Genomic DNA, 22,854 nt, shown 5'->3' with positions numbered 1-22,854 from the left:
ATAGAATGATATAAATTCTAACCAAAACTTAAAAACATGAAAAAACAAATCTTACTTACCATCACATTTATTGGCCTGTGCCATTTGATATCAGCTCAAAATTTTACTGAAGGTATACAAACAGAGCATACATTTTCTTCTGGAAAAAGTCCTGCATTACATATACGATTTGACAAGGTGTCAAAAGATAACATTAAAGATGCGGCAACTGATATTTTCAAAAAGTACAATTCTAAACTAAGTGATGTTAAAGGTATTGATGATGAAAATATGATTGCTGATTTTACACTTTAAGAAAATCAAAAAGTTTCTAAAGGAAAAATGAATAATTACATATTTCTTCTGTATTGACCACCTACTTCAAATAAAGAATTTGATATTTGACCTAGAGAACAAATTTTAGCAGCCTCCATCATCACTTCAAAAATGTTTTGATTTTGGATAGCTGAGTGTTGTAGCTCCTCAATTTGAGTTTTAGAATTATCTAAATTATTAGCTATCAGTTCTTGAAGCATCTTAATCTGATATTCCTTTTCCTCTTGCGTTGCTCGAATTACCTCAGATGGAATAATCGTTGGCGACCCTTTAGAGTTTAAGAATGTATTTACTCCAATTATTGGGAATTCACCCGTATGTTTGAGCATCTCATAATGCATGGATTCTTCTTGAATCTTGGAACGTTGGTACATAGTTTCCATGGCACCGAGCACTCCACCTCTTTCTGTAATTCTTTCAAATTCTACTAATACAGCTTCTTCTACCAAATCTGTTAATTCTTCAATAATAAAAGACCCTTGTAATGGGTTTTCATTTTTAGCTAGTCCTAATTCCTTATTGATGATAAGCTGTATGGCCATAGCTCGTCTTACTGAATCTTCAGTTGGAGTCGTAATAGCTTCATCGTAAGCGTTAGTATGCAAAGAATTACAATTATCGTATATAGCATATAAAGCTTGTAGTGTTGTTCTGATATCATTAAAGTCTATCTCTTGAGCATGTAATGAACGACCAGAAGTTTGGATATGGTACTTTAGCATTTGTGCACGTTCATTAGCACCATAGCGTTGCTTCATCGCCTTAGCCCATATACGCCTAGCCACTCGTCCTATTACAGCATATTCTGGGTCTATACCATTAGAAAAAAAGAACGACAAATTAGGACCAAACTTGTTGATATCCATACCCCTACTAAGGTAATATTCAACATAGGTAAAGCCGTTAGCCAAAGTAAAGGCTAATTGAGAAATAGGATTCGCTCCTGCCTCAGCAATATGATAACCAGAAATAGATACCGAATAAAAGTTTCTAATTTCTTTATCAATAAAATACTGCTGTACATCACCCATCATTCTGAGAGCAAACTCAGTTGAGAAGATACAAGTATTTTGGGCCTGATCTTCTTTTAAAATATCTGCTTGTACGGTTCCTCTTACAACTTTTAGTGTATTTTGTTTTATGTTATTATAAACATCTTTAGGAAGAACTTGATCTCCAGTAACACCCAACAACATTAGTCCTAAGCCATCATTCCCTTCAGGCAATTCTCCTTGATAACTAGGACGTTCTTTGCCTTTATAGATAGTGTCTATTTTTTGCTGAACTTCTTTTTCAAGATTATTTTCTTTGATATACAATTCACATTGTTGGTCTATTGCAGCATTCATAAAGAAGGCTAACAACATAGGAGCAGGTCCATTAATTGTCATGGACACAGAGGTTGATGACGAGCATAGATTAAATCCTGAATAGAGTTTTTTAGCATCGTCCAAACAACAAATAGACACCCCGGCGTTTCCTATCTTGCCATATATATCAGGCCTATAGTCTGGGTCATTTCCATAAAGAGTTACAGAATCGAATGCCGTAGATAAACGCTTAGCAGGCATTCCTAAACTTACATAGTGGAAACGCTTATTAGTTCGTTCAGGACCGCCCTCACCAGCAAACATACGTGTAGGGTCCTCGCCTTCTCTTTTGAAAGGAAAAATACCTGATGTAAAAGGAAACTTACCCGGCAAATTTTCCTGTAACTGCCAGTGCAACAAATCTCCCCAAGAAGAATATTTTGGGACAGATATTTTGGGTATTTGAGAACCCGACAAAGACTGAGAGTGAGTTTTTATAGATAGCTCTTTCCCTCTTACTTTGAATGTATAATTTTCCTTTTGATAAGCCGTCTTTAAATCCTCCCATCCCTCAATAAGTAGCATGTTCTTGGGGTCTAATTCCAGCATCCTTTCATTATAAACAGTTTTTAAATGCTTTATTAACTGTTCTTTATCCTTGGAGTTCGATTGTTCTACTGTTTGAATTGAAGTATGAAGAGCATACAAGTCGGTAGCTACTTTCTTTTGATTATTAGACCAATCGTCATAAGACCTATTAGTGTCTGCTATCTCAGCTAAATATCGGCTTCTTTTAGGTGGAATAACAAATATCTTTTCAGACATTTCTTTACTAATCTCAAAATTTGATTCTAGTTTCGCTCCTGTTTTCTCTACAATCTTATTCATCAAAGTTTTGTAAAGAGAATTAGCACCAGGGTCATTGAACTGTGAAGCTATAGTACCATATACAGGCATCTCATCGACATCTATATCAAACAAGGTATGGTTACGCTGATATTGTTTTTTAACATCACGTAAAGCATCTAGCGAACCACGTTTGTCAAATTTGTTGATAGCTATAATATCAGCAAAATCTAACATATCTATTTTCTCTAACTGTGTTGCTGCTCCATATTCTGGAGTCATTACATATAAAGAAGCATCAGAATGTTCTAAAATTTCTGTGTCAGACTGACCGATACCTGATGTTTCTAATATAATCAAGTCATAATTGGCGGCTTTTAAAATATCCAAAGCTTTATTGACATGTGCTGACAATGCTAAATTTGCCTGTCGAGTGGCTAATGAACGCATATAGACTCGTTCATTTTTAATAGCATTCATGCGTATCCTATCTCCTAACAAGGCACCACCCGTTTTTCTTTTAGAAGGGTCTACTGAAACGATAGCAAGGCGTTTATCTGTAAAATCTAATAGGAAACGACGAACTAACTCATCTACTAAAGACGACTTTCCTGCTCCACCAGTACCTGTAATTCCTAAAACAGGCGTAGTGGACTTGTCGGCTAACTTCTTAATGAGATTAAGCTCTTCTTTGGCTTCTTTAGGAAAATTTTCTGCCGCAGAAATTAATCGCGCTATATTTTGAACATTAGATAAATCATTAATACAGTCTTTTACATTTTTACCTGTTGGAAAATCCGATTTTTGAACCAAATCATTTATCATTCCTTGAAGCCCCATAGCTCTACCATCATCAGGATGATAGATGCGACATATTCCATAGTCTTGAAGTTCTTTTATTTCTTCAGGTAAAATTGTTCCTCCACCACCAGCAAAAATACGTATATGCTCCGCTTCTTTTTCTTGTAAAAGGTCAAACATATATTTTAAATATTCTGTGTGACCACCTTGGTAAGATGTCATAGCAATGGCATTAGCATCTTCCTCTATGGCACAATTAACAACTTCCTCAACTGAACGATCGTGTCCTAAATGTATAACTTCACATCCAGTAGCTTGAATAATTCTACGCATAATATTTATAGCAGCATCGTGTCCATCAAAAAGACTAGCAGCCGTTACTATACGAATTTTATTTTGGGGTTGATATGGTTTCGGTTCTTGCATTTTTAAATAACTTGGGTATGCAAATATATGTTTTCAGTGCTTATTTTGGCTAAATTTGTGCATCGCATCAATAAAAAAACATACTATCATTCTTGGCGCTGGCATTACTGGACTTAGCACCGCACATTATTTATCTCTGAAAAACAAGGACTTTATCGTTTTAGAAAAGAAGAATCGTGTAGGTGGAAATATACAATCGATCCAAAAAAATGGATTTACTTTCGAAAATGGCCCCAACACCGTTTTACTAAATAACGATTCTATAACTTCTCTCATTAAAGCATACGATTTATGGGATGTAATGAGTAAACCTAAAGAATCGGCAGAAAATAACAGATATGTTTTATTGAACAGTCGACTACAATTATTACCTAGAAATCCTTTAGAATTTCTCAAAAGCCCTCTCCTAAATTGGAAACAAAAGTTAAGACTTTTTAAAGAACCCTTTGTCGCTAAACACAATCAGAATACTTCGGTAGCCGAATTTATCAGCAAACGATTCGGCGAAGGAATTTTACACCAATTTGTAGAACCTTTTGTAACAGGAATTTACTCTGGAAACCCACAAAACATGAGTGCTAAACATACACTTAAATTAATCTGGGAGGCTGAACAAGAATACGGAAGTGTGATAAAAGGGATGATAAAAAAAGAACGAAAGGCAAAAGCTAAAATGTTCAATTTTCCCAATGGCTTATCCCAGTTGACAGATGCAATGGCGAATAAGTTAAGTTCACAAATACAGTACGACTGTACTATTAAGAGTATTGAAAAATCAGGTGACGGTTATATTATAAAATCAACTGACGAAACCTTTAGTTGTCAAAAAATTATATCTACTCTACCGGCTCATGCTCTGAGCAACTATATTTCTGATGAAAATTTAAAGAGTGAATTAAACGCTGTAGAATACGTTCCCGTTGATGTTTTTCATTTCGGATTTAATAAGAATGATATTAAAAATCAATCTCAAGGTTTTGGCGTTTTAACTAAACCTTCAGATAATAAACATTTTTTAGGGGTACTTTTTAATAGTCGGATTTTTTCTCACGTTTCTCCAAAGGACAAAGAACTATTTACAGTAATTGTTGGTGGTAGTAGACAGAAAGAATTATGTAAACTTGAGCCGATAGACTTAGAAAATATTGTTGTCAAAGAATTAATGGATCTTATGGAATGTGAGCAAACTCCTATTTTTTCAAATCATTACAAGTATAAAAAAGGGATACCTCAATACGATATGAATCATCAGTCACTAGTCGATACCATTGAAAATTTTGAAAAAAACAACCCTAATTTTCATATATTAGGAAACTATTATAATGGCATATCTGTCAGTGATAGTATCTTAAAAGCTAATAACTTTGTAAAGATAAATTACTAAATTTTCATTTCAATTATGAAAGCAATCAAACTACTTTTTGGATTTTCAGCATTATTAATCGCTGCTTTTTTATTAATCCCTGAAAAAAATAAACCGATAGATTTTAATTCTATTTATAAAGTTCCTTCTGAATCATCAAAGGATAGAAAAATATGGAACACTAAACGTTTAGTATCTTCAGATGGAACAGTTCCAAAAAATATTAGAACTAAAGAGTTGAAATTCGCTCAAGACCTCCCCAATGACCTCAACAATTCTAATTTGGTTTGGACTGCCGAAGGCCCTTACAATGTTGGGGGAAGAACGAGAGCATTGGCTTATGATGTAACAGATGAAAATATTCTTATTGCTGGTGGTGCAACAGGTGGTATATGGCGCTCTACCAATTTAGGCCAAAGTTGGAGTAAGATGACTAAACACTATCAGCTTCATAACGTAACCTGTGTAGCTCAAGATACTAGACCTGGAAAAGAAAATATTTGGTACTATGGAACTGGAGAGTTATCGGGAAGTTCTGCCTCTGCTGATGGCGCCTATTTTGATGGCAACGGATTGTATAAGTCTGTTGATAATGGTCTGACATGGGATTCCATAGCGTCAACTGCCGACAACAATCCTGCTGGTGGTTTCAATGTTTTTGACTTTTCTTGGAACTTAGCCCTTGACCCTACCAATCTAGATGAAGATGAAATGTATTTAGCAACTTATGGTAGTATTCTTCGCTCTGTTGATGGTGGTGAAAATTGGGTTGAAGAATTGGGTGGTGATGTTGCTTACTACACCAATGTTGAGCTCACCTCTGAAGGTACAGTCTATGCCACGCTAAGCTCAGATGGTGATGGAAAAGGCATTTGGCGTTCTGATGATGGAATGGAATGGGCAAATATTATCCCTGATGGATTTGGTGATGTGTATGGGAGAAGTGCAATAGCCGTTAACCCATCCAATGAAAATGAAGTGTATTTCCTAACTTCTGAAACAGAAAACTCAGGACAATTTACCAATACATTTTTTGGAGGAGAAACATGGACTTCTTTATGGAAATATACTTACTTGTGTGACGATGGTACAGACACTTGTGGTAATTGGGAGAATCTTTCTGCTAATATCCCTGCTAATCGTCCAACCACATTTGATAATTTCAATGCTCAAGGGGGCTATGATTTGCTAATAAAAGTGAAGCCAGATGAACCAAATGTAGTTTTCATAGGTGGCACAAATTTGTGGAGATCAACAGATGGCTTTACCTCAGATAATAATACTGTGCAGATTGGTGGTTATTATGAGGGGTCAGAGCACGGTTATGGTAATTGGGACATCTACAGTAAGCACCACCCTGACCAACACGATTTATTGTTTTTACCCTCCGATAATAACATTATTTTGAGTGCTAATGATGGAGGAGTATATAAGTCTACCAACTGCATGGCAAGTCCTCATCTTTGGACAAGTTTAAATAATGGTTATCAAACCACACAACTTTATGCCGTTAATTTTGGAAAAGGAACAAGCGATTTGCTAATTGGTGGCTTTCAAGACAATGGGAATTTTGTAACAATCAGTGATGATGAAACGGATAGTTGGGTAATGCCATTTAATGGCGATGGCTGTTATAGTGTAGTTGCTGACAACGAAGAAGACTTCTATTTACAAATTCAAAGAGGTGTGCTATTTAAAATGAAATTAAATGAACAAGGGCAAGTTCTAGCCTACAACAGGATGGATCCGCTAAGTGCTGACACCTCTGCTTATGATTTTATTAATTATATAGTAATGGACCCTAACAATGACGACATTATTTACTTCAATAATAATACTACGCTTTGGAGAAATAATGATGCTGGAAACTACCCTTACAATAACTCACAAACAAGAACTAATATCGGTTGGGAAGCCTTTTCTCAACTTAGTGCAGGGGCAATAAGCTGTATGGATGTATCCACTACACCTGCTAACACCGTTTACATAGGAACGCAAAACAGTTTGATATACAGAATTGATAACGCTAATGAAGGAGATCCTGGATTGATACAATTATCCAACTTAGGTATTGGAAGCAATAAATATATATCAGCAATAGAAATCGATCCAACAAATGCTGACAGAGTAATGGTCTTAGCCTCTAATTACTCCACCTATAGCATTTTATTCACAGATAATGGAGGTCAAAGCTGGAAAAGAGTCGCTGGAAATTTAGAAGACAATAATGCTGGTGGAGGTAATGGGCCATCTATGCGAACTGCCGAGATTGTTGTTTTGGGAAGTGACACCTTATATCTTGTAGGGGGTAGTACAGGTCTTTACGGCACCAATAAGCTTGAGGGTTTCAACACAATATGGACTCAAATTGGAACAGATATAATTGGCAATGTCGTAGTTGAAAATATTCGATACAGACAGAGTGACGGAAAGCTAATTGTTGGCACACACGGAACAGGTGTATTTAGCACAAAAATCAGCAGTATATACGATATATATTCGATTTGGTCTTACGAGTGTATTTCTGGGGCTTGTGAAGAAAAGATTGATGGAACAGGAACGTTTGAGCTTTTATCAGAATGTTTGGATAGTTGTATAGTTCCTATCACTAAAAATTCTATATACCCTAACCCTGCTGCGGATTTCTGTATTGTTGAATGGAGAGAAGATCAAAATTTTAAAACTTTATTAATTAGCGATGTTCAAGGAAAAGAACTTCACCGCATATCAATAGAAGAAATCAATCAATTAAATATTGAAACAAATAATTTTGCCCCTGGAATTTACTTTATTACACTTATAAATGACAATGAAAAAGTCACTCAAAAACTAATAGTAGAATAAAATATTAAGAAATCGCTTTTATCTGCTCTTGTAAAACAGCAATCTTTGCTTCGGCATCCGATTGCTTTTTTCTTTCTATAGCTACTACTTGCTCTGGAGCATTATTTACAAAGCGTTCGTTGGACAACTTACCCATTACAGACTTTAAAAAACCTTGTGTGTAATCCAATTCAGAACGTAACTTCTCTAATTCTGCCCCTACATCTATATTGTCAGATAATGGCACAAAAAATTCATTGGACTTAACTCTGAAAGAAAAAGCACCATCGATAGCATCATCGGTATAGGATAATTCTGAAAGATTGGCAAGTCTTGATACTAATGCATCTACAGACTTAGAGGTATCCTCGTTCGTTTTAATAAATAGCTTCAAAGTATCTTTGTTTGGTATTTGCTTATCTTTTCTGATAGTTCGAATCGCTGAAACAATTTCGGTGGCATAATCGAAATTGTGTAATACATGAGCATCAATTGAAGTGCTTTTTGGCCAATCCGAAACTATAATATCTTTTTCTCTTGTTGCCAATAAATGCCATATTTCTTCTGAAATGAAAGGCATAAATGGATGTAATAACTTCAAAAGACTTTCCATGTAGAAAATGGTGCTATCTAAGGTTTTCCTATCAATAGGTTTTTGATAGTCAGGCTTAACTGATTCCAAATACCAAGAGCAAAAATCGTCCCAAACAAGTCTGTAAGTGAGCATTAGAGCCTCAGAGATTCTATATTTAGAGTAGGCATCATTAATTAATTCTAGTATATGCTGAAATTTATTCTCAAACCATTCAACTGCTATTTTGGATGACTCTGGCTGCTCAAGCTCGGCAACTTCCCATCCCTTAATCAAACGAGTAGCGTTCCATATTTTATTGGAAAAATTACGACCTTGTTCGCATAAAGATTCATCAAAAGGCAAATCATTTCCTGCTGGAGAAGATAATAACATCCCTACTCTTACACCATCTGCTCCATACTTTTCAATTAGCTCAATAGGATCTGGCGAATTGCCCAATGATTTTGACATCTTTCTTCCTTGCTTATCACGAACAATTCCTGTAAGATATACGTTCTTAAAAGGCAAACTATCATTATATTCATAACCAGCCATAATCATTCGAGCTACCCAAAAGAATAAAATCTCAGGAGCAGTTACCAAATCATTAGTAGGGTAATAATAGTTGATCTCTTCATTATCAGGGTTTCTTATTCCATCGAACACAGAGATAGGCCATAGCCAAGAAGAGAACCAAGTATCTAACACATCCTCATCTTGCCTTAAATCAGACATTGTTATACTAGAATTAATCTTTTGTGCTTCAATTAATGCTTCTTCTGCAGACTCTGCCACTACATAATTGTTTCCTTCATAGAAATAGGCCGGAATCTGTTGTCCCCACCATAATTGTCTAGAGACACACCAATCTTTAATATTCTCCATCCAATGACGATAGGTGTTTTTAAACTTCTCTGGATGAAATTGAATAGTATCGTTCATCACATTTTCCAAAGCTGGCTTGGAAAAATGTTCCATCTTGAAAAACCATTGCATAGATAACTTTGGCTCAATAACAGCATCGGTACGTTCAGAAAAACCTACTTTATTGACTAGGCTTTCCACCTCTACAAGGTGATTAGTCTCTTTTAATTCCTTAGCAATTTCTTTTCTTACTACAAATCGGTCTTTACCAATATAGAGTTGAGCGGCATCATTGAGAGTACCGTCATCGTTAAGTATATCTATAACTTCTAGGCCATGTTTATCACCAAGTTGGTAATCGTTGATGTCGTGGGCTGGAGTGACTTTCAAAGCCCCTGTACCAAATTCCATATCAACGTATTCATCAAAAATAATGGGTACTGAACGATTGATTAATGGCACAATAGCTTTTTTACCTTTAAGATGGGTATATCGGTCGTCATTAGGATTTACACAAATGGCACTATCACCAAGTATGGTTTCTGGACGTGTAGTAGCAACGGTTAAATATTCTTCTGTACCTTCAATTTTATAGCGTATGTGGTATAAATTAGATTGAACCTCTTTGTGAATAACCTCTTCATCAGAAAGAGCAGTTTGTGCACTAGGATCCCAATTGACCATACGTACACCTCTGTATATAAGTCCTTTTTTATGTAGATCTACAAACACTTTGATGACAGATTCACTCATATTATCATCCATTGTAAATTTTGTTCTATCCCAATCGCAAGAAGCACCTAGCTTTTTTAGCTGTTCTAAAATGATACCACCATGCTTGTCTTTCCATTGCCAAGCATGTTTCATAAATTCTTCTCTACTTAAATCCGATTTATCAATACCCTCATTAGCCAACTTCTGCACTACTTTAGCTTCGGTAGCAATAGAAGCATGGTCCGTACCAGGCACCCAACATGCGTTGAAACCTTGCATACGAGCTTTTCGAATTAACACATCTTGTAGCGTATTATTCAACATATGCCCCATGTGTAAAACACCTGTTACATTTGGCGGTGGTATAACAATAGTATAAGCTTCTCTCTGGTCAGGTGTAGAATTAAAATAACCTTGAGCTAACCAATGGGCATACCATTTTGCTTCAGCACTATTCGAATCGTATGTTTTAGGTATATTCATTTGAAAATTTATCAGATTGCCAAAAATAACACTTTAGACCAAAAATTGCTTAGTAAAATAAGATATTTAGAATACAATAATTTGTTACATTTGTTGTTCTTATTTATATAACAAATCAAAATACGTTTTAAAGATGAAAAAAATAGTTTTAGCAATAGCATTAATCAGTGGTGTAATAGTAGCGCAAGCACAAACTAACACTTCGACCGTAAAGGAAGTTGCAAATGGTCCAAAAATGGAATTTAAAACTTCGGTAGTAGACTATGGTCTTATTGAACACAATGCTGATGGTAAAAGAGAATTTGTTCTTACTAATACGGGTAATGCTCCTCTAATCATTGCAAACGCTAAAGGAAGTTGTGGTTGTACAGTGCCAACATGGCCAAAAGCACCAATTGCACCAGGTGAATCAGCATCTATCGGTGTAAAATATGCTACTAATAGAATTGGTAAATTTACTAAGACTATTACCTTGACAACAAACGCACCTGAAAAGACAAAAATCTTGACCATCAAAGGTGAAGTTAAAAAACCAGTTGAAGCTCCTGCAGCACCAACCAAACCTAAAGCTTCAGTTTTAGAAGTTAAATAATTGAAAAAGATTACTTAGTTAATACTAACGCCTCCTTAATTGGGGGTGTTTTTTTATTCGATAGCTATGCCACAAATTTCTAACAAAGGCACACAAATGCCAGAGTCACCAATACGAAAGCTAGTCCCTTTTGCTGAAGGAGCTAAGAAAAAAGGTAAAACCGTTTTTCACCTCAACATTGGTCAACCAGATATACAATCGCCAAAAGAAGCGTTAGATGCTATTCATAATTTTGACGATAAAGTGGTGGAATATAGCCATTCGGCAGGTTTTGAAAGTTATAGAAAAGGCTTAGCAACTTATTACCGAAAATTAGGAATTGACATCGACTACAATGACGTTATGGTAACGACTGGTGGCTCTGAAGCCTTGCTATTTGTACTAAATTCCTGTTTAGACAATGGCGATGAAATCATAATTCCAGAACCGTTTTATGCCAATTATAACGGTTTCTCTATTTCTGCAGGGGTAAAAGTTAAGCCCATAACGACAAGTATTAATGATGGCTTTGCCCTTCCTGCTATAGAAGAATTTGAAAAATTAATTACGCCAAACACCAAGGCTATTCTTATCTGTAACCCAGGAAATCCGACCGGCTATCTGTATTCTAAAGAAGAACTAGAAACCTTAAGAGATATCGTTTTAAAACACGACTTGTTCTTATTTGCTGACGAGGTTTACAGAGAATTTTGCTACGATGGCAACACACACCATTCGGTAATGAATATTGAAGGTTTGGAACAACACGCTGTGGTAATAGATTCTACTTCTAAACGATATAGTATGTGCGGTATTCGTGTAGGTTGTATGATTTCCAAAAACAAAGAGGTTATGGCTACTGCCTTAAAATTCGCACAAGCAAGATTATCACCTCCTACTTTTGGTCAAGTAGCTGGTGAAGCAGCATTAGAAACACCAACATCTTATTTTGATGAAGTGAGTTCAGAATACGTACAACGTAGAGATTTACTTATTGAGGAGTTGAATAAAATAGAAGGTGTAAAATGTCCTAAGCCAAAAGGTGCATTTTATTGCATCGCAGAATTGCCCGTCGATAATGCCGATAAATTTGCTCAATGGCTACTCGAAGAATTTGATTACGAAGGTAAAACGCTTATGGTAGCACCTGCAGCTGGTTTTTATTCTACACCTAACACAGGCACTAATCAAGTCAGGATAGCCTATGTACTTAACCAAGAGGCTTTGGCTCAAGCCATAGTATGTTTGGAAAAAGCTCTTGAGGTTTATCCGGGAAGAACACTCTAATGGATCTAGAAAAACACCGAGCCTTAGTTCAACAAAAAAGGAAAGAAAACAAAAAGTTCTTTCAGCAACTCAAGCGAGAAAAACCCAAGGTATTGGACCGTAAAATGCATCAATTGCATGAAGAAGTATTTGCTTGTACCGATTGCCTAGAGTGTGCTAACTGTTGCTCTACAACAGGCCCTCTTTTTACGGACAAGGATATTAGCCGAATAGCCAAACACCTCAGAGTAAAACCTTCCGAATTTGTCGAACGTTACTTAAGAATAGATGAGGATAATGATTATGTTTTGCAGTCTGTACCTTGTACCTTTTTAGGTGATGATAATAGGTGTAGCATTTACGATGTTCGTCCAAAAGCCTGTCGAGAGTTCCCACACACCGACCGAATAAAACAACACCAAATACTCAACTTAACTCAAAAAAATGTGGCGGTTTGCCCAGCGGTTTACCATATTGTGGAGAAGTTGAAAAGTGTTATTTAGAGCTTATAAATGCAATCCACATTCGGTTTTGTCCGATGCTTCCCATCTTCCCGAGCGACCTTTTCCAATCTTTGTGCAATGACTACAACCTATAGAGTCATATCCCTTGTTCCGTAGAGGATGAGGTGGCAAATCATTAGATTTAATAAATTCATCTCTAGCGGTAATATCCATATCTAATAAAGGGTGAAATTTGATCATATTTGACTTAGGCTCAAATAATGATAGACGGCTTCTATTGGCTGTTTGCCATTTCATAACACCACTAACCCAAATTTTATAACGCTGTTTTACCTCTTCTAATGGCTTTACCCTATTAAAATAACAACAGTCGTTGGGCTTATGAAGCCAAAGCTCTTGTTCATTGCATTTTAATTGCTGCTCATCACTGGCAGAAATACTTACAATATTCAACTGATACAGATTAGTGAGATAATCTTTATAATCTAAAGTTTCTTTAAAATGATGCCCAGTATCAATAAAATAGATGACTTGTGAATGATTAATATCCGATATTACTTTAAGCAGAATGGCAGAATAAGAAGAAAATGCTGAAGTCAGCATAATATCATCCTCATCAAAATCCTTGTATAATTGCTCCATTCGTTCATAAATGGAATAAGAGTCGTAACGTTTGTTGTAAGCTTTTAAGTCTGACATTAAAAAAAAATTAAAAATGAATTTTCATTTTAAAATCATAAATGACTATCAAGGCTATCGGCTTATATTATTTCTGCAAAGTTATAAAAGTTATTTATAGATTAGGTATGGGGCACTCTGCTCTTTAAACACGTTCAATCCGTCAGCCCAACTTTTTCTAATTTCTTCTTCTGATTTTCCACCTATAATGGATAGTCTTAAATCACTTCCACCAGCTAGTTTATCAAAGAAAGTATTGAAAAAGGTGTCTTTGTCTGCAGATTGTTGATAGGCATCTATCAAATAAGATAAATCCAACTGACTAAGCTTAGGAAATTGACTGAGGTCTTTACCATAACATTTTTGCCCCTCGTGCTTGGGGTACTTGGCACCTTCTCCACTTTTTGGAATAAAGAAATAATCATTTTTCAAATAAGGTGCACCATAATGTTGAAAAGGCAGGTCTGTCCCTCTACCGACACTTACATTTGTTCCTTCAAACAAACACAAGGAAGGGTATAAATTAACCGCTTGGGCATTGGGTAAATTGGGAGATGGCTTAATAGGTAGGTCATAAGGCATTGTTCTAGAATAGCCTTGCATAGTAATAACTGTTAATTGACATTGCACTCCATTTTTCAACCATTGTTGTCCATTAATCATTTGGGCGTATTCCCCAATTGTAATTCCATGAACGATAGGTATGGGGTGCATACCAACAAACGAACGATAAGCAGAATCTAAAATAGGACCATCAACATAGTGGCCGTTGGGGTTGGGCCTATCCAAAACAACTAAAGGAATACTATTTTCAGCCGCCGCTTCCATGACATAGTGCAAAGTAGAAATGTAGGTGTAAAATCGTGCTCCCACATCTTGTATATCGAACAGTAAAATATCTATCCCTTGCAGTTGATTAGCCGTTGGTTTTTTATTATTTCCATAAAGCGATACAATAGGTAATCCTGTTTTTTCGTCTACCCCACTTTCTATATGAGCCCCTGCATCGGCAGTCCCTCTAAAGCCATGCTCAGGGCTAAACACTTTAACGACCTGTTGCTTGGTACTTAACAAACTATCTACTAAGTGAGTGCTTCCAATTAGAGAACTTTGATTGCCCACCACACCTATTGACTTATTATCCAACAAAGGAAAATACTTATCTATCTGATCAGCACCTAGCCTTAAAGTTTCTTGCGCACAAGAGCACTGCAAAAAGACCAATAGGCAAAGGAATAAATGTTTAATTTTATAGCGCATAATTTATGAATGTATCTTTTTTCATAGCCCAACGACTTATTGGTAAAAACGAATACCGTTTTTCTAAACCTGTAATTCGTATAGCCATCACTGCTATTGCTCTGAGTTTAACGGTTATGTTATTATCGATTGCCATAATCACAGGTTTTCAAAACGAAATTACCAGCAAAGTTATTGGTTTCAGCTCTCATATTCAAGTGAGTAATTTTAGTAATGGAAACTCCTACGAATCTACACTTTTAAAAAACACAGACTCTTTAAAAACATCGCTTTCTAGTGTTGAAGGAATAAAACATATTCAAACCTACGCAACAAAAGCTGGTATTATCAAAACGGAAGAAGAAATTCAAGGTGTAGTATTAAAAGGATTAGGCAACGATTTTGAAGATTCCTTTTTACAATCTATTTTGATAGAAGGGCAAATTCCTTCATTTGGTGAAGCTACAAAGTCAAAAGAGGTTGTGCTATCTCTAGCCATAGCTAGACAATTAAACCTCAATGTAGGTGACGATTTTCAAATGTATTTTATTCAACAACCTGTAAGAGTCCGTCAGTTTAAAATAGCTGGAATATATGATAGTGGTGTGGCCGAATTTGACGATAGACTAGTTATTGGTGATATAGGACATATTCAGAAACTAAACAAGTGGTCGTCTAAAGAGGCTGGAGGTTTAGAAATACAACTTAACTCTTTTGATAATTTAGATGAAATAAGTCAGCTCATCTATTCAAATATAGGATTTGACTTGAATGCCAAAACAGTCATTGACAATAATCCTCAACTCTTCGATTGGCTTGAACTACAAAATATGAACGTTAGAGTTATTCTCATTCTTATGCTTATAGTTGGGGCTATAAATATGATTACCGCCTTGTTCATTCTTATTCTAGAACAAACTCAACTCATAGGAACGCTAAAAGCCTTAGGAAGTCAAAACTGGCATATTAGAAAAGTATTTATTTATCACTCCTTATACCTCATTCTTAAAGGCATTTTTTGGGGTAATGTTGTGGGTATTGGCTTGTGTTTGATACAAAAACATTTCCAAATTATTGAATTGGACAAAAGCACCTATTACATGTCCTTCGTTCCGATAGACATTAATATACTGCATATATTAGCATTGAATTTAGGCACCTTTACAATCTGTTGGTTGATACTGATAATTCCTTCCTATTTAATAAGTAAAATAAATCCCATCAAAGCCATTCGTTTTGAATAATAAACAAAACTTTAACAGTAAATTTGCACTATGAAATTTTACAATCACATTATAGAAACTATTGGTAATACTCCAATGGTCAAATTAAATAAAGTAGTAGACACTGAAGCTTTAGTTTTGGCAAAAGTAGAAAGTTTTAACCCTGGCCATTCTACCAAAGATAGAATGGCACTCAAAATGGTAGAAGATGCTGAAAAAGCGGGACTTATAAAAGAGGGCGGAACAATAATTGAAGGTACATCAGGAAATACTGGTATGGGCTTAGCTTTAGCATGTATTCAAAAAGGCTATAAACTTATTTGTACTATTTCTGACAAACAATCCAAAGAGAAAATGGATATCTTAAAAGCTATGGGTGCAGAAGTATATGTTTGTCCTACTAATGTAGCACCAGAACATCCAGAGTCTTATTATTCGGTTGCTAAACGACTTAATGAAGAGATTCCTAACTCTTTCTACCCTAATCAATACGACAACTTATCCAACAGACTAGCGCATTATGAATCTACTGGACCTGAAATTTGGGATCAAACCGATGGTAAAATAACACACTTCATTGTTGGTGTTGGAACAGGTGGAACTATTTCGGGAATTGCAAAGTTTCTCAAGGAGAAAAATCCTTATGTGAAAATTTGGGGGGTTGACTCTTATGGATCTGTTTATAAGAAATATCACGAAACAGGCGAATTCGATGAGAATGAGATCTATTCATACATTACAGAAGGTATTGGTGAAGACATATTACCAGAAAATGTTGATTTTGACCTTATTGACCATTTCGAAAAAGTAACTGATAAAGATGGTGCTATATATGCCCGCCGATTAGCCAAAGAAGAAGGTATTTTTGCTGGTTATTCATGCGGTAGTGCTATTGCAGGTCTCAATCAACTCAAGGGCAAACTCAATAATAATGATGTTGTTGTCGTTCTTTTACATGACCACGGAAGTAGATACGTTGGCAAAATTTTTAATGACGACTGGATGAAAGAGCAAAAGTTTTTATAGTAGTTAATAAACTATTATAAATCATATTTATAGCATTTTTATAATGTGTATATTTACAAAACTTATTTTTAATAAAAGATGAAGACTGCAAAATTTGATAAAAATCACTCCAAAGAATTTATAGTTGACCTAAGAAAATCTGTCGACGAATATTTCAAGAAAAATAATAAAACAAGATACGGGAATGCCAATATGGTATTAAAAAGCATTTTTATGCTTTGCCTTTATTTTGTTCCTTACGCTTTAGCTGTTTCAGGTCTAGTAACAAACCAGTGGGTTTATTGGTTGTTATGGGTTTGCATGGGAGTTGGCATGGCTGGTATTGGCCTTTCTATTATGCACGATGCAAATCATGGTGCCTACTCAAAAAATCAATTTGTAAACAAACTGTTTGGTATAACCCTAAACATTTTGGGGGGAAGTGCCAAAAATTGGCGAATTCAACATAACAGATTACATCACACATTTACTAATGTTCATGAGATGGACCCCGATGTAAGTCCAATGGGCTTACTTCGATTTTCTCCTGAAGCTCCACTAAAAAAAGTACACAAATTACAACATCTATACGCTTGGTTCTTTTACGGATTAATGACTTTTTCATGGTCAACAAACAAAGAATTTAAACAGCTTAATGATTTTAAAAAAGATGGGTTTATTACAGATAAAGAATACGGACCATTAATGCTTGAAATGGTAGGATGGAAAATTATCTATTATGCCTATATGTTCGTTATTCCATACTTTGTTATAGGAGGTATATCATTTGGGTTTTGGTTTGTTTGCTTTTTTAGCCTTCACTTTGTAGCAGGTTTTATCTTATCTACTATTTTTCAAACTGCTCATATTATGCCAGAATGTGGCCATCCAAATCCTAATAAAGAGGGAACCATTGAAAATAATTGGGCTATACACCAATTACAAACAACTTCAAACTACGCACCAAAAAGTAGATTTTTCTCATGGTTTGTTGGTGGTTTAAATTTCCAGGTTGAACATCATTTATTTCCAAATATATGTCACGTTCACTACAAGAATATTTCGCATATAGTGAAAGAAAAAGCTAAAGAGTACAACTTACCTTATTACACCCAGAAGAGTTACCTTAGAGCTTTAATAGAACATACAAAAATGCTTAAAAATTTAGGTAAAGCTTAAAAAGCTAAAACAAGTAGAATAAAAAAAAACCACTCATTGAGTGGTTTTTTTTGTTGTTATGCTTCGGCTGTTGGCCCACTGAAACTCAGCGGAATGTTATTCGGAGAATCAACATTTTTAATTGGCCCATGCTGAGCCTCAAACTTAGAAACATTATCATTTAAAGCTTTTAAAAGACGTTTAGCATGCTGAGGGGTTAAGACTATTCTAGACTTAACTTTAGCCTTTGGCACGCCTGGCATTACTTTAATAAAGTCAATTACAAATTCAGATGGAGAATGGTTAATTATAGCAAGGTTGCTATATATACCTTCAGCAATTTCTTCTGTAAGTTCAATATTAAGTCCTTTTTTTTCTTCAGCCATAGTCTAAGATTCTTATGCTTCTTCAGAAGTTATTTCTTCTTCTTTAGCCGCCATTAATTGATCGAACTCATCTTGTGAACCTACAACAATATCATCCCAAGTACGAAGACCTGTACCTGCTGGTATTTTATGACCAACAATTACATTTTCTTTCAATCCTTCTAAACCATCACGTTTACCATTGATGGCAGCAGCATTTAGAACTTTCGTCGTTTCTTGGAAAGATGCAGCAGATACCCAACTGTTCGTTTGAAGAGCAGCACGAGTAATACCTTGAATACGTTGTTCACTAGTAGCAGGTATTGCTTCTCGTGCTTCAACCGTTTTCAAATCTTTTCTTCTCAATCTAGAATTTTCTTCTCTAAGCTTACGAGCAGAAATAATTTGCCCAGCTTTAAGAACTTGAGAATCTCCTGTTTCTTCTACCACTTTCATGCCAAAGATTCTATCATTCTCTTCCATAAATTCTAACTTAGTAATAACTTGACCATCTAAGAATTTTGTATCACCTGCGTCAACGACATTCATCTTACGCATCATTTGCCTAACGATAACCTCAAAGTGCTTATCGTTAATCTTCATTCCTTGAAGTCTATATACTTCTTGAATTTCATTTACGATATACTCTTGGACAGCAGTAGGCCCTTTAATTCTCAAAATATCAGAAGGTGTTATTGCACCATCACATAATGGCATACCTGACTTAACAAAGTCATTTTCTTGAACCAATATATGTTTCGATAATGGGATAAGGTATTTAGAAACCTCACCTGTTTTAGATGTAATAATTACTTCTTTGTTACCTCTCTTAATTTTTGGACCAAAATTAACGATACCGTCAATTTCAGTTACAACAGCAGGGTTAGATGGGTTACGAGCTTCAAACAATTCTGTAACTCTTGGAAGACCACCAGTAATATCACCTAAAGAAGATGCTAGCCTAGGAATCTTTGCAATAATCTTACCCGACTTTATTGTTTGACCATCATCAACAGACAAGTGAGCTTTAACAGGGATACTGTAAGATCTTGTTTGCTCACCTTTCTTGTTAACAACGTTAATAGTAGGATTAAGCGTTTTATCTTTACGCTCAATCATTACTTTTTCTTCGAAACCAGTTTGCTCATCAGATTCTACTCGGTATGATAAACCTTCCTGTATATCTTGGAAGGCAATCTTTCCATCAAACTCGGAAATAATTACCGCATTATATGGATCCCAATCACAAATCTTAGTTCCTTTCTTTACTTTCTTTCCTGCTTCAACATATAATGTAGAACCATAAGGAATGTTATTAGTAGAAAGAACTATACCTAATTTTTCATCTATAATTCTAATTTCTGAAGTACGGCTAATTACCATTTTGATTTTTTCACCATCTTCATTTACAGAATCTATAAGTTTTAAATCATCAATTTCAACTTTACCGTCAAATTTAGCAACTACACTAGATTCTGAAGCTATTTTAGATGCTGTACCACCAAAGTGGAATGTTCTTAATGTTAACTGTGTACCCGGCTCACCAATAGACTGAGCAGCAACTACACCAACAGTATCACCAGGCACAGCCATACTAGCTGTTGAAAGGTTTCTACCATAACATTTAGCACATACTCCTTTCTTAGCCTCGCAAGTAAGTACTGAACGTACTTCCACAGACTCTATTTGAGCCTCTTCGATAGCTTTAGCCATATTATCAGTAATCATCTCGCCATTAGCAACTATAACATTGCCATCTGTATCATATAAATCATGAAGAGAAACACGACCAGATATTCTATCTTTCAATGGTTCAACGATTTCATCGTTTTTCTTGTATGCAGAAATTTCTAAACCTCTCAAAGTACCGCAGTCTTCTATCTTAACAACAACATCTTGTGATGAATCAACAAGTCTTCTTGTTAAATAACCTGCATCGGCAGTTTTAAGTGCTGTATCGGCAAGACCTTTACGAGCACCGTGCGTAGAAATAAAATACTCAAGTATAGATAAACCTTCTTTAAAGTTTGCAATAATGGGGTTTTCAATAATCGCGGCACCACTTTTATCACCAGATTTTTGTGGTTTTGCCATCAAACCTCTCATACCACCTAACTGCTTAATTTGTTCTTTTGAACCCCTTGCACCTGAATCAAGCATCATGTAAACTGAATTGAATCCTTCTTTATCAGAACTCAATTGTTTCATTACTTTTTCAGTAAGGTGAGCGTTGGTGTTAGACCAGATATCAATAACTTGATTATATCTTTCGTTATTGGTAATGAATCCCATATTGTAGTTAGCCGTTACCTCATCAACCTGATTGTATGCATCGGATACCATAGTATCTTTCTCTTCAGGAATAATAACGTCACCTAGGTTAAATGATAATCCACCTTTAAATGCGAAATTATAACCTATACCTTTAATATTATCTAAGAATTCAGCCGTTTTAGCAATACCAGAGACATTTAGAACGTCACCAATAATATCTCTTAAGGCCTTTTTCGTAAGTAAGGTATCAATAAATCCTACTTCCTCAGGAACGAATTCATTAAATAATACTCTACCAACAGAGGTTTCAATTAACTTACTTACTAATTCGCCTTCATCATTCTTCACTTTAGCTCTTACCTTGATGTATGCGTGTAAGTCAACTCTGCCTTCATTAAAGGCTATCTTTACTTCTTCATCAGAATAGAAAGCTAGGCCTTCACCTTTAGCTCCTTTTAATGGCTTAGTCATATAATACAGACCTAGTACCATATCCTGTGAAGGAACAGTAACTGGCGCACCATTAGCAGGGTTAAGAATGTTGTGAGAAGCCAACATTAAAAGCTGTGCTTCTAATACTGCAGCTTCGCCCAATGGTAAGTGAACAGCCATCTGGTCACCGTCAAAATCGGCGTTAAATGCTGTACAAACAAGCGGGTGAAGTCTAATTGCTTTTCCTTCTATCATTACTGGCTGGAAAGCTTGAATCCCTAAACGGTGAAGTGTTGGGGCACGATTTAGTAGAACGGGATGTCCTTTCATCACATTCTCTAAAATATCCCAAACAACAGGCTCTCTTTTGTCAATAATTTTTTTAGCAGACTTTACTGTTTTTACAATACCTCTATCAATCATTTTACGAATGATAAATGGCTTAAATAATTCAGCTGCCATATTTTTTGGCAAACCACATTCGTGCATTTTCAATTCAGGACCTACAACAATAACTGAACGAGCAGAATAATCTACACGTTTACCAAGTAGGTTTTGACGAAAACGTCCTTGCTTACCTTTTAAGCTATCTGATAATGATTTTAACGCTCTATTTGATTCTGTTTTTACAGCGCTTGATTTTCTTGAATTATCAAACAACGAATCAACAGATTCTTGAAGCATTCTTTTCTCATTTCTAAGAATTACCTCAGGAGCTTTAATTTCAATTAATCTTTTAAGACGGTTATTTCTGATAATAACTCTTCTATATAAATCATTTAAATCTGAAGTAGCAAAACGGCCACCATCTAAAGGAACTAATGGTCTTAACTCAGGTGGAATAACAGGTATAACCTTAACAATCATCCATTCTGGTTTGTTTTCTATTCTTGAGTTGGCGTCTCTAAATGATTCAATAACTTGTAATCTTTTTAGAGCTTCCGCTTTTCTTTGCTGAGAGGTTTCTGTATTTGCTTTATGACGTAAGTCAAATGAAAGTTGATCTAAATCAAGTCTTCTTAAAAGCTCTATTAAAGCCTCAGCACCCATTTTAGCGATAAACTTCTTTGGATCTTCGTCATCTAAATAACGATTTTCTACTGGTATTTTTTCTAAAGCATCTAAGTACTCATCTTCTGTTAAGAAGTCAAGGAATTGTAAAGGCTCACCTTCTTCATTTGTTGCTGAACCCGCTTGAATAACTACATACCTTTCGTAGTATATAATCATATCCAACTTCTTGCTTGGTAAACCTAATAAATACCCAATTTTATTAGGGTTAGATTTTGAATACCAAATATGTGCTACAGGAACAACTAATTGAATGTGACCTGTACGTTCTCTACGTACTTTCTTTTCAGTAACTTCAACACCACAACGATCACATACGATACCTCTGTATCGAATACGCTTGTATTTACCACAGTGACATTCAAAATCTTTGGTAGGTCCAAAAATACGCTCACAAAACAAACCATCTCTTTCAGGCTTATAGGTTCTGTAATTGATAGTTTCTGGTTTTGTAACCTCTCCACTAGATTTAGAAAGAATATCTTCTGGTGAAGCTAGACTTATTGTAATATTATTGAAACTAGTGTTTACTTCGTTTTTACCTTTTCTTATTGCCATATCTATTTATTATAGAGTATTAAGATTATAA

The 22,854-nt window shown here is 35.4% G+C and carries 14 protein-coding genes and 1 pseudogene; 9 read left to right on the top strand and 6 right to left on the bottom strand.

What is annotated here, in order from left to right:
- The first annotated feature begins 36 nt into the window (after positions 1 to 36).
- Complete coding sequence (locus P8I29_00580) at positions 37 to 294, top strand: hypothetical protein (protein MDG1916292.1); 258 nt, start codon at positions 37 to 39, stop codon at positions 292 to 294.
- A 35-nt stretch (positions 295 to 329) separates the two neighbouring features.
- Here P8I29_00580 and P8I29_00575 read toward each other — a convergent pair whose 3' ends face one another.
- Positions 330 to 3,698, bottom strand: a complete 3,369-nt coding sequence (locus tag P8I29_00575; protein MDG1916291.1) for a methylmalonyl-CoA mutase family protein — start codon at positions 3,696 to 3,698, stop codon at positions 330 to 332.
- 55 nt (positions 3,699 to 3,753) lie between these two features.
- Between P8I29_00575 and hemG the strand changes: the two genes are divergently transcribed.
- Positions 3,754 to 5,082 (top strand): protoporphyrinogen oxidase, encoded by a 1,329-nt coding sequence (hemG, locus tag P8I29_00570; protein ID MDG1916290.1) that lies wholly within the window; start codon positions 3,754 to 3,756, stop codon positions 5,080 to 5,082.
- A 15-nt stretch (positions 5,083 to 5,097) separates the two neighbouring features.
- Entirely contained in the window at positions 5,098 to 7,905 is a 2,808-nt protein-coding gene (locus P8I29_00565; GenBank protein ID MDG1916289.1) for a T9SS type A sorting domain-containing protein, read from the top strand.
- A 4-nt stretch (positions 7,906 to 7,909) separates the two neighbouring features.
- On the opposite strand, the gene P8I29_00560 is transcribed toward P8I29_00565, so the two are convergent.
- Positions 7,910 to 10,519, bottom strand: coding sequence for a valine--tRNA ligase (locus tag P8I29_00560; protein MDG1916288.1), 2,610 nt, complete (start codon positions 10,517 to 10,519; stop codon positions 7,910 to 7,912).
- Positions 10,520 to 10,652: 133 nt separating this feature from the next.
- Between P8I29_00560 and P8I29_00555 the strand changes: the two genes are divergently transcribed.
- The 3 genes from P8I29_00555 (at position 10,653) to P8I29_00545 (ending at position 12,859) form a co-directional block, all read left to right on the top strand.
- Positions 10,653 to 11,111 (top strand): DUF1573 domain-containing protein, encoded by a 459-nt coding sequence (locus tag P8I29_00555; protein MDG1916287.1) that lies wholly within the window; start codon positions 10,653 to 10,655, stop codon positions 11,109 to 11,111.
- 66 nt (positions 11,112 to 11,177) lie between these two features.
- Positions 11,178 to 12,377 (top strand): pyridoxal phosphate-dependent aminotransferase, encoded by a 1,200-nt coding sequence (locus tag P8I29_00550; GenBank protein ID MDG1916286.1) that lies wholly within the window; start codon positions 11,178 to 11,180, stop codon positions 12,375 to 12,377.
- A complete protein-coding gene (locus P8I29_00545; protein MDG1916285.1) occupies positions 12,377 to 12,859 on the top strand; it encodes a YkgJ family cysteine cluster protein in 483 nt (160 codons plus the stop codon). The genes P8I29_00550 and P8I29_00545 overlap by 1 nt, the downstream gene beginning before the upstream one ends.
- Positions 12,860 to 12,862: 3 nt before the next feature.
- Here the strand turns inward: P8I29_00545 and P8I29_00540 are convergent, their stop codons facing one another.
- Positions 12,863 to 13,519 carry a phosphoadenylyl-sulfate reductase gene (locus P8I29_00540; protein MDG1916284.1) on the bottom strand — a complete coding sequence of 219 codons (657 nt, stop codon included), beginning with the start codon at positions 13,517 to 13,519 and terminating at the stop codon, positions 12,863 to 12,865.
- 90 nt (positions 13,520 to 13,609) lie between these two features.
- Positions 13,610 to 14,761: a DUF1343 domain-containing protein gene (locus P8I29_00535; protein MDG1916283.1), complete on the bottom strand. Its 1,152-nt coding sequence runs from the start codon at positions 14,759 to 14,761 to the stop codon at positions 13,610 to 13,612.
- A 2-nt stretch (positions 14,762 to 14,763) separates the two neighbouring features.
- On the opposite strand from P8I29_00535, the gene P8I29_00530 reads away from it, so the two are divergent.
- The 3 genes and pseudogenes from P8I29_00530 to P8I29_00520 all read left to right on the top strand — a co-directional run bounded on the left by P8I29_00530 (position 14,764) and on the right by P8I29_00520 (position 18,144).
- The gene (locus P8I29_00530; protein MDG1916282.1) at positions 14,764 to 15,981 is read left to right on the top strand and encodes an ABC transporter permease; all 1,218 of its coding nucleotides are present in this window, start codon (positions 14,764 to 14,766) and stop codon (positions 15,979 to 15,981) included.
- A gap of 30 nt (positions 15,982 to 16,011) precedes the next feature.
- Positions 16,012 to 16,983: pseudogene (locus tag P8I29_00525) on the top strand (cysteine synthase family protein).
- Positions 16,984 to 17,064: 81 nt separating this feature from the next.
- The gene (locus P8I29_00520; GenBank protein ID MDG1916281.1) at positions 17,065 to 18,144 is read left to right on the top strand and encodes an acyl-CoA desaturase; all 1,080 of its coding nucleotides are present in this window, start codon (positions 17,065 to 17,067) and stop codon (positions 18,142 to 18,144) included.
- Positions 18,145 to 18,200: 56 nt separating this feature from the next.
- On the opposite strand, the gene P8I29_00515 is transcribed toward P8I29_00520, so the two are convergent.
- A complete protein-coding gene (locus P8I29_00515; protein MDG1916280.1) occupies positions 18,201 to 18,509 on the bottom strand; it encodes a DUF3467 domain-containing protein in 309 nt (102 codons plus the stop codon).
- 12 nt (positions 18,510 to 18,521) lie between these two features.
- Positions 18,522 to 22,823, bottom strand: coding sequence for a DNA-directed RNA polymerase subunit beta' (gene rpoC, locus P8I29_00510; GenBank protein ID MDG1916279.1), 4,302 nt, complete (start codon positions 22,821 to 22,823; stop codon positions 18,522 to 18,524).
- Positions 22,824 to 22,854 lie beyond the last annotated feature (31 nt).

The organism is Flavobacteriales bacterium, from assembly GCA_029248105.1.
In the GTDB taxonomy this organism is placed as follows: domain Bacteria; phylum Bacteroidota; class Bacteroidia; order Flavobacteriales; family UBA7312; genus UBA8444.
The sequence above is the reverse complement of the archived record's forward strand: the minus strand, read 5'-3'. Positions and strand labels throughout refer to the sequence as shown.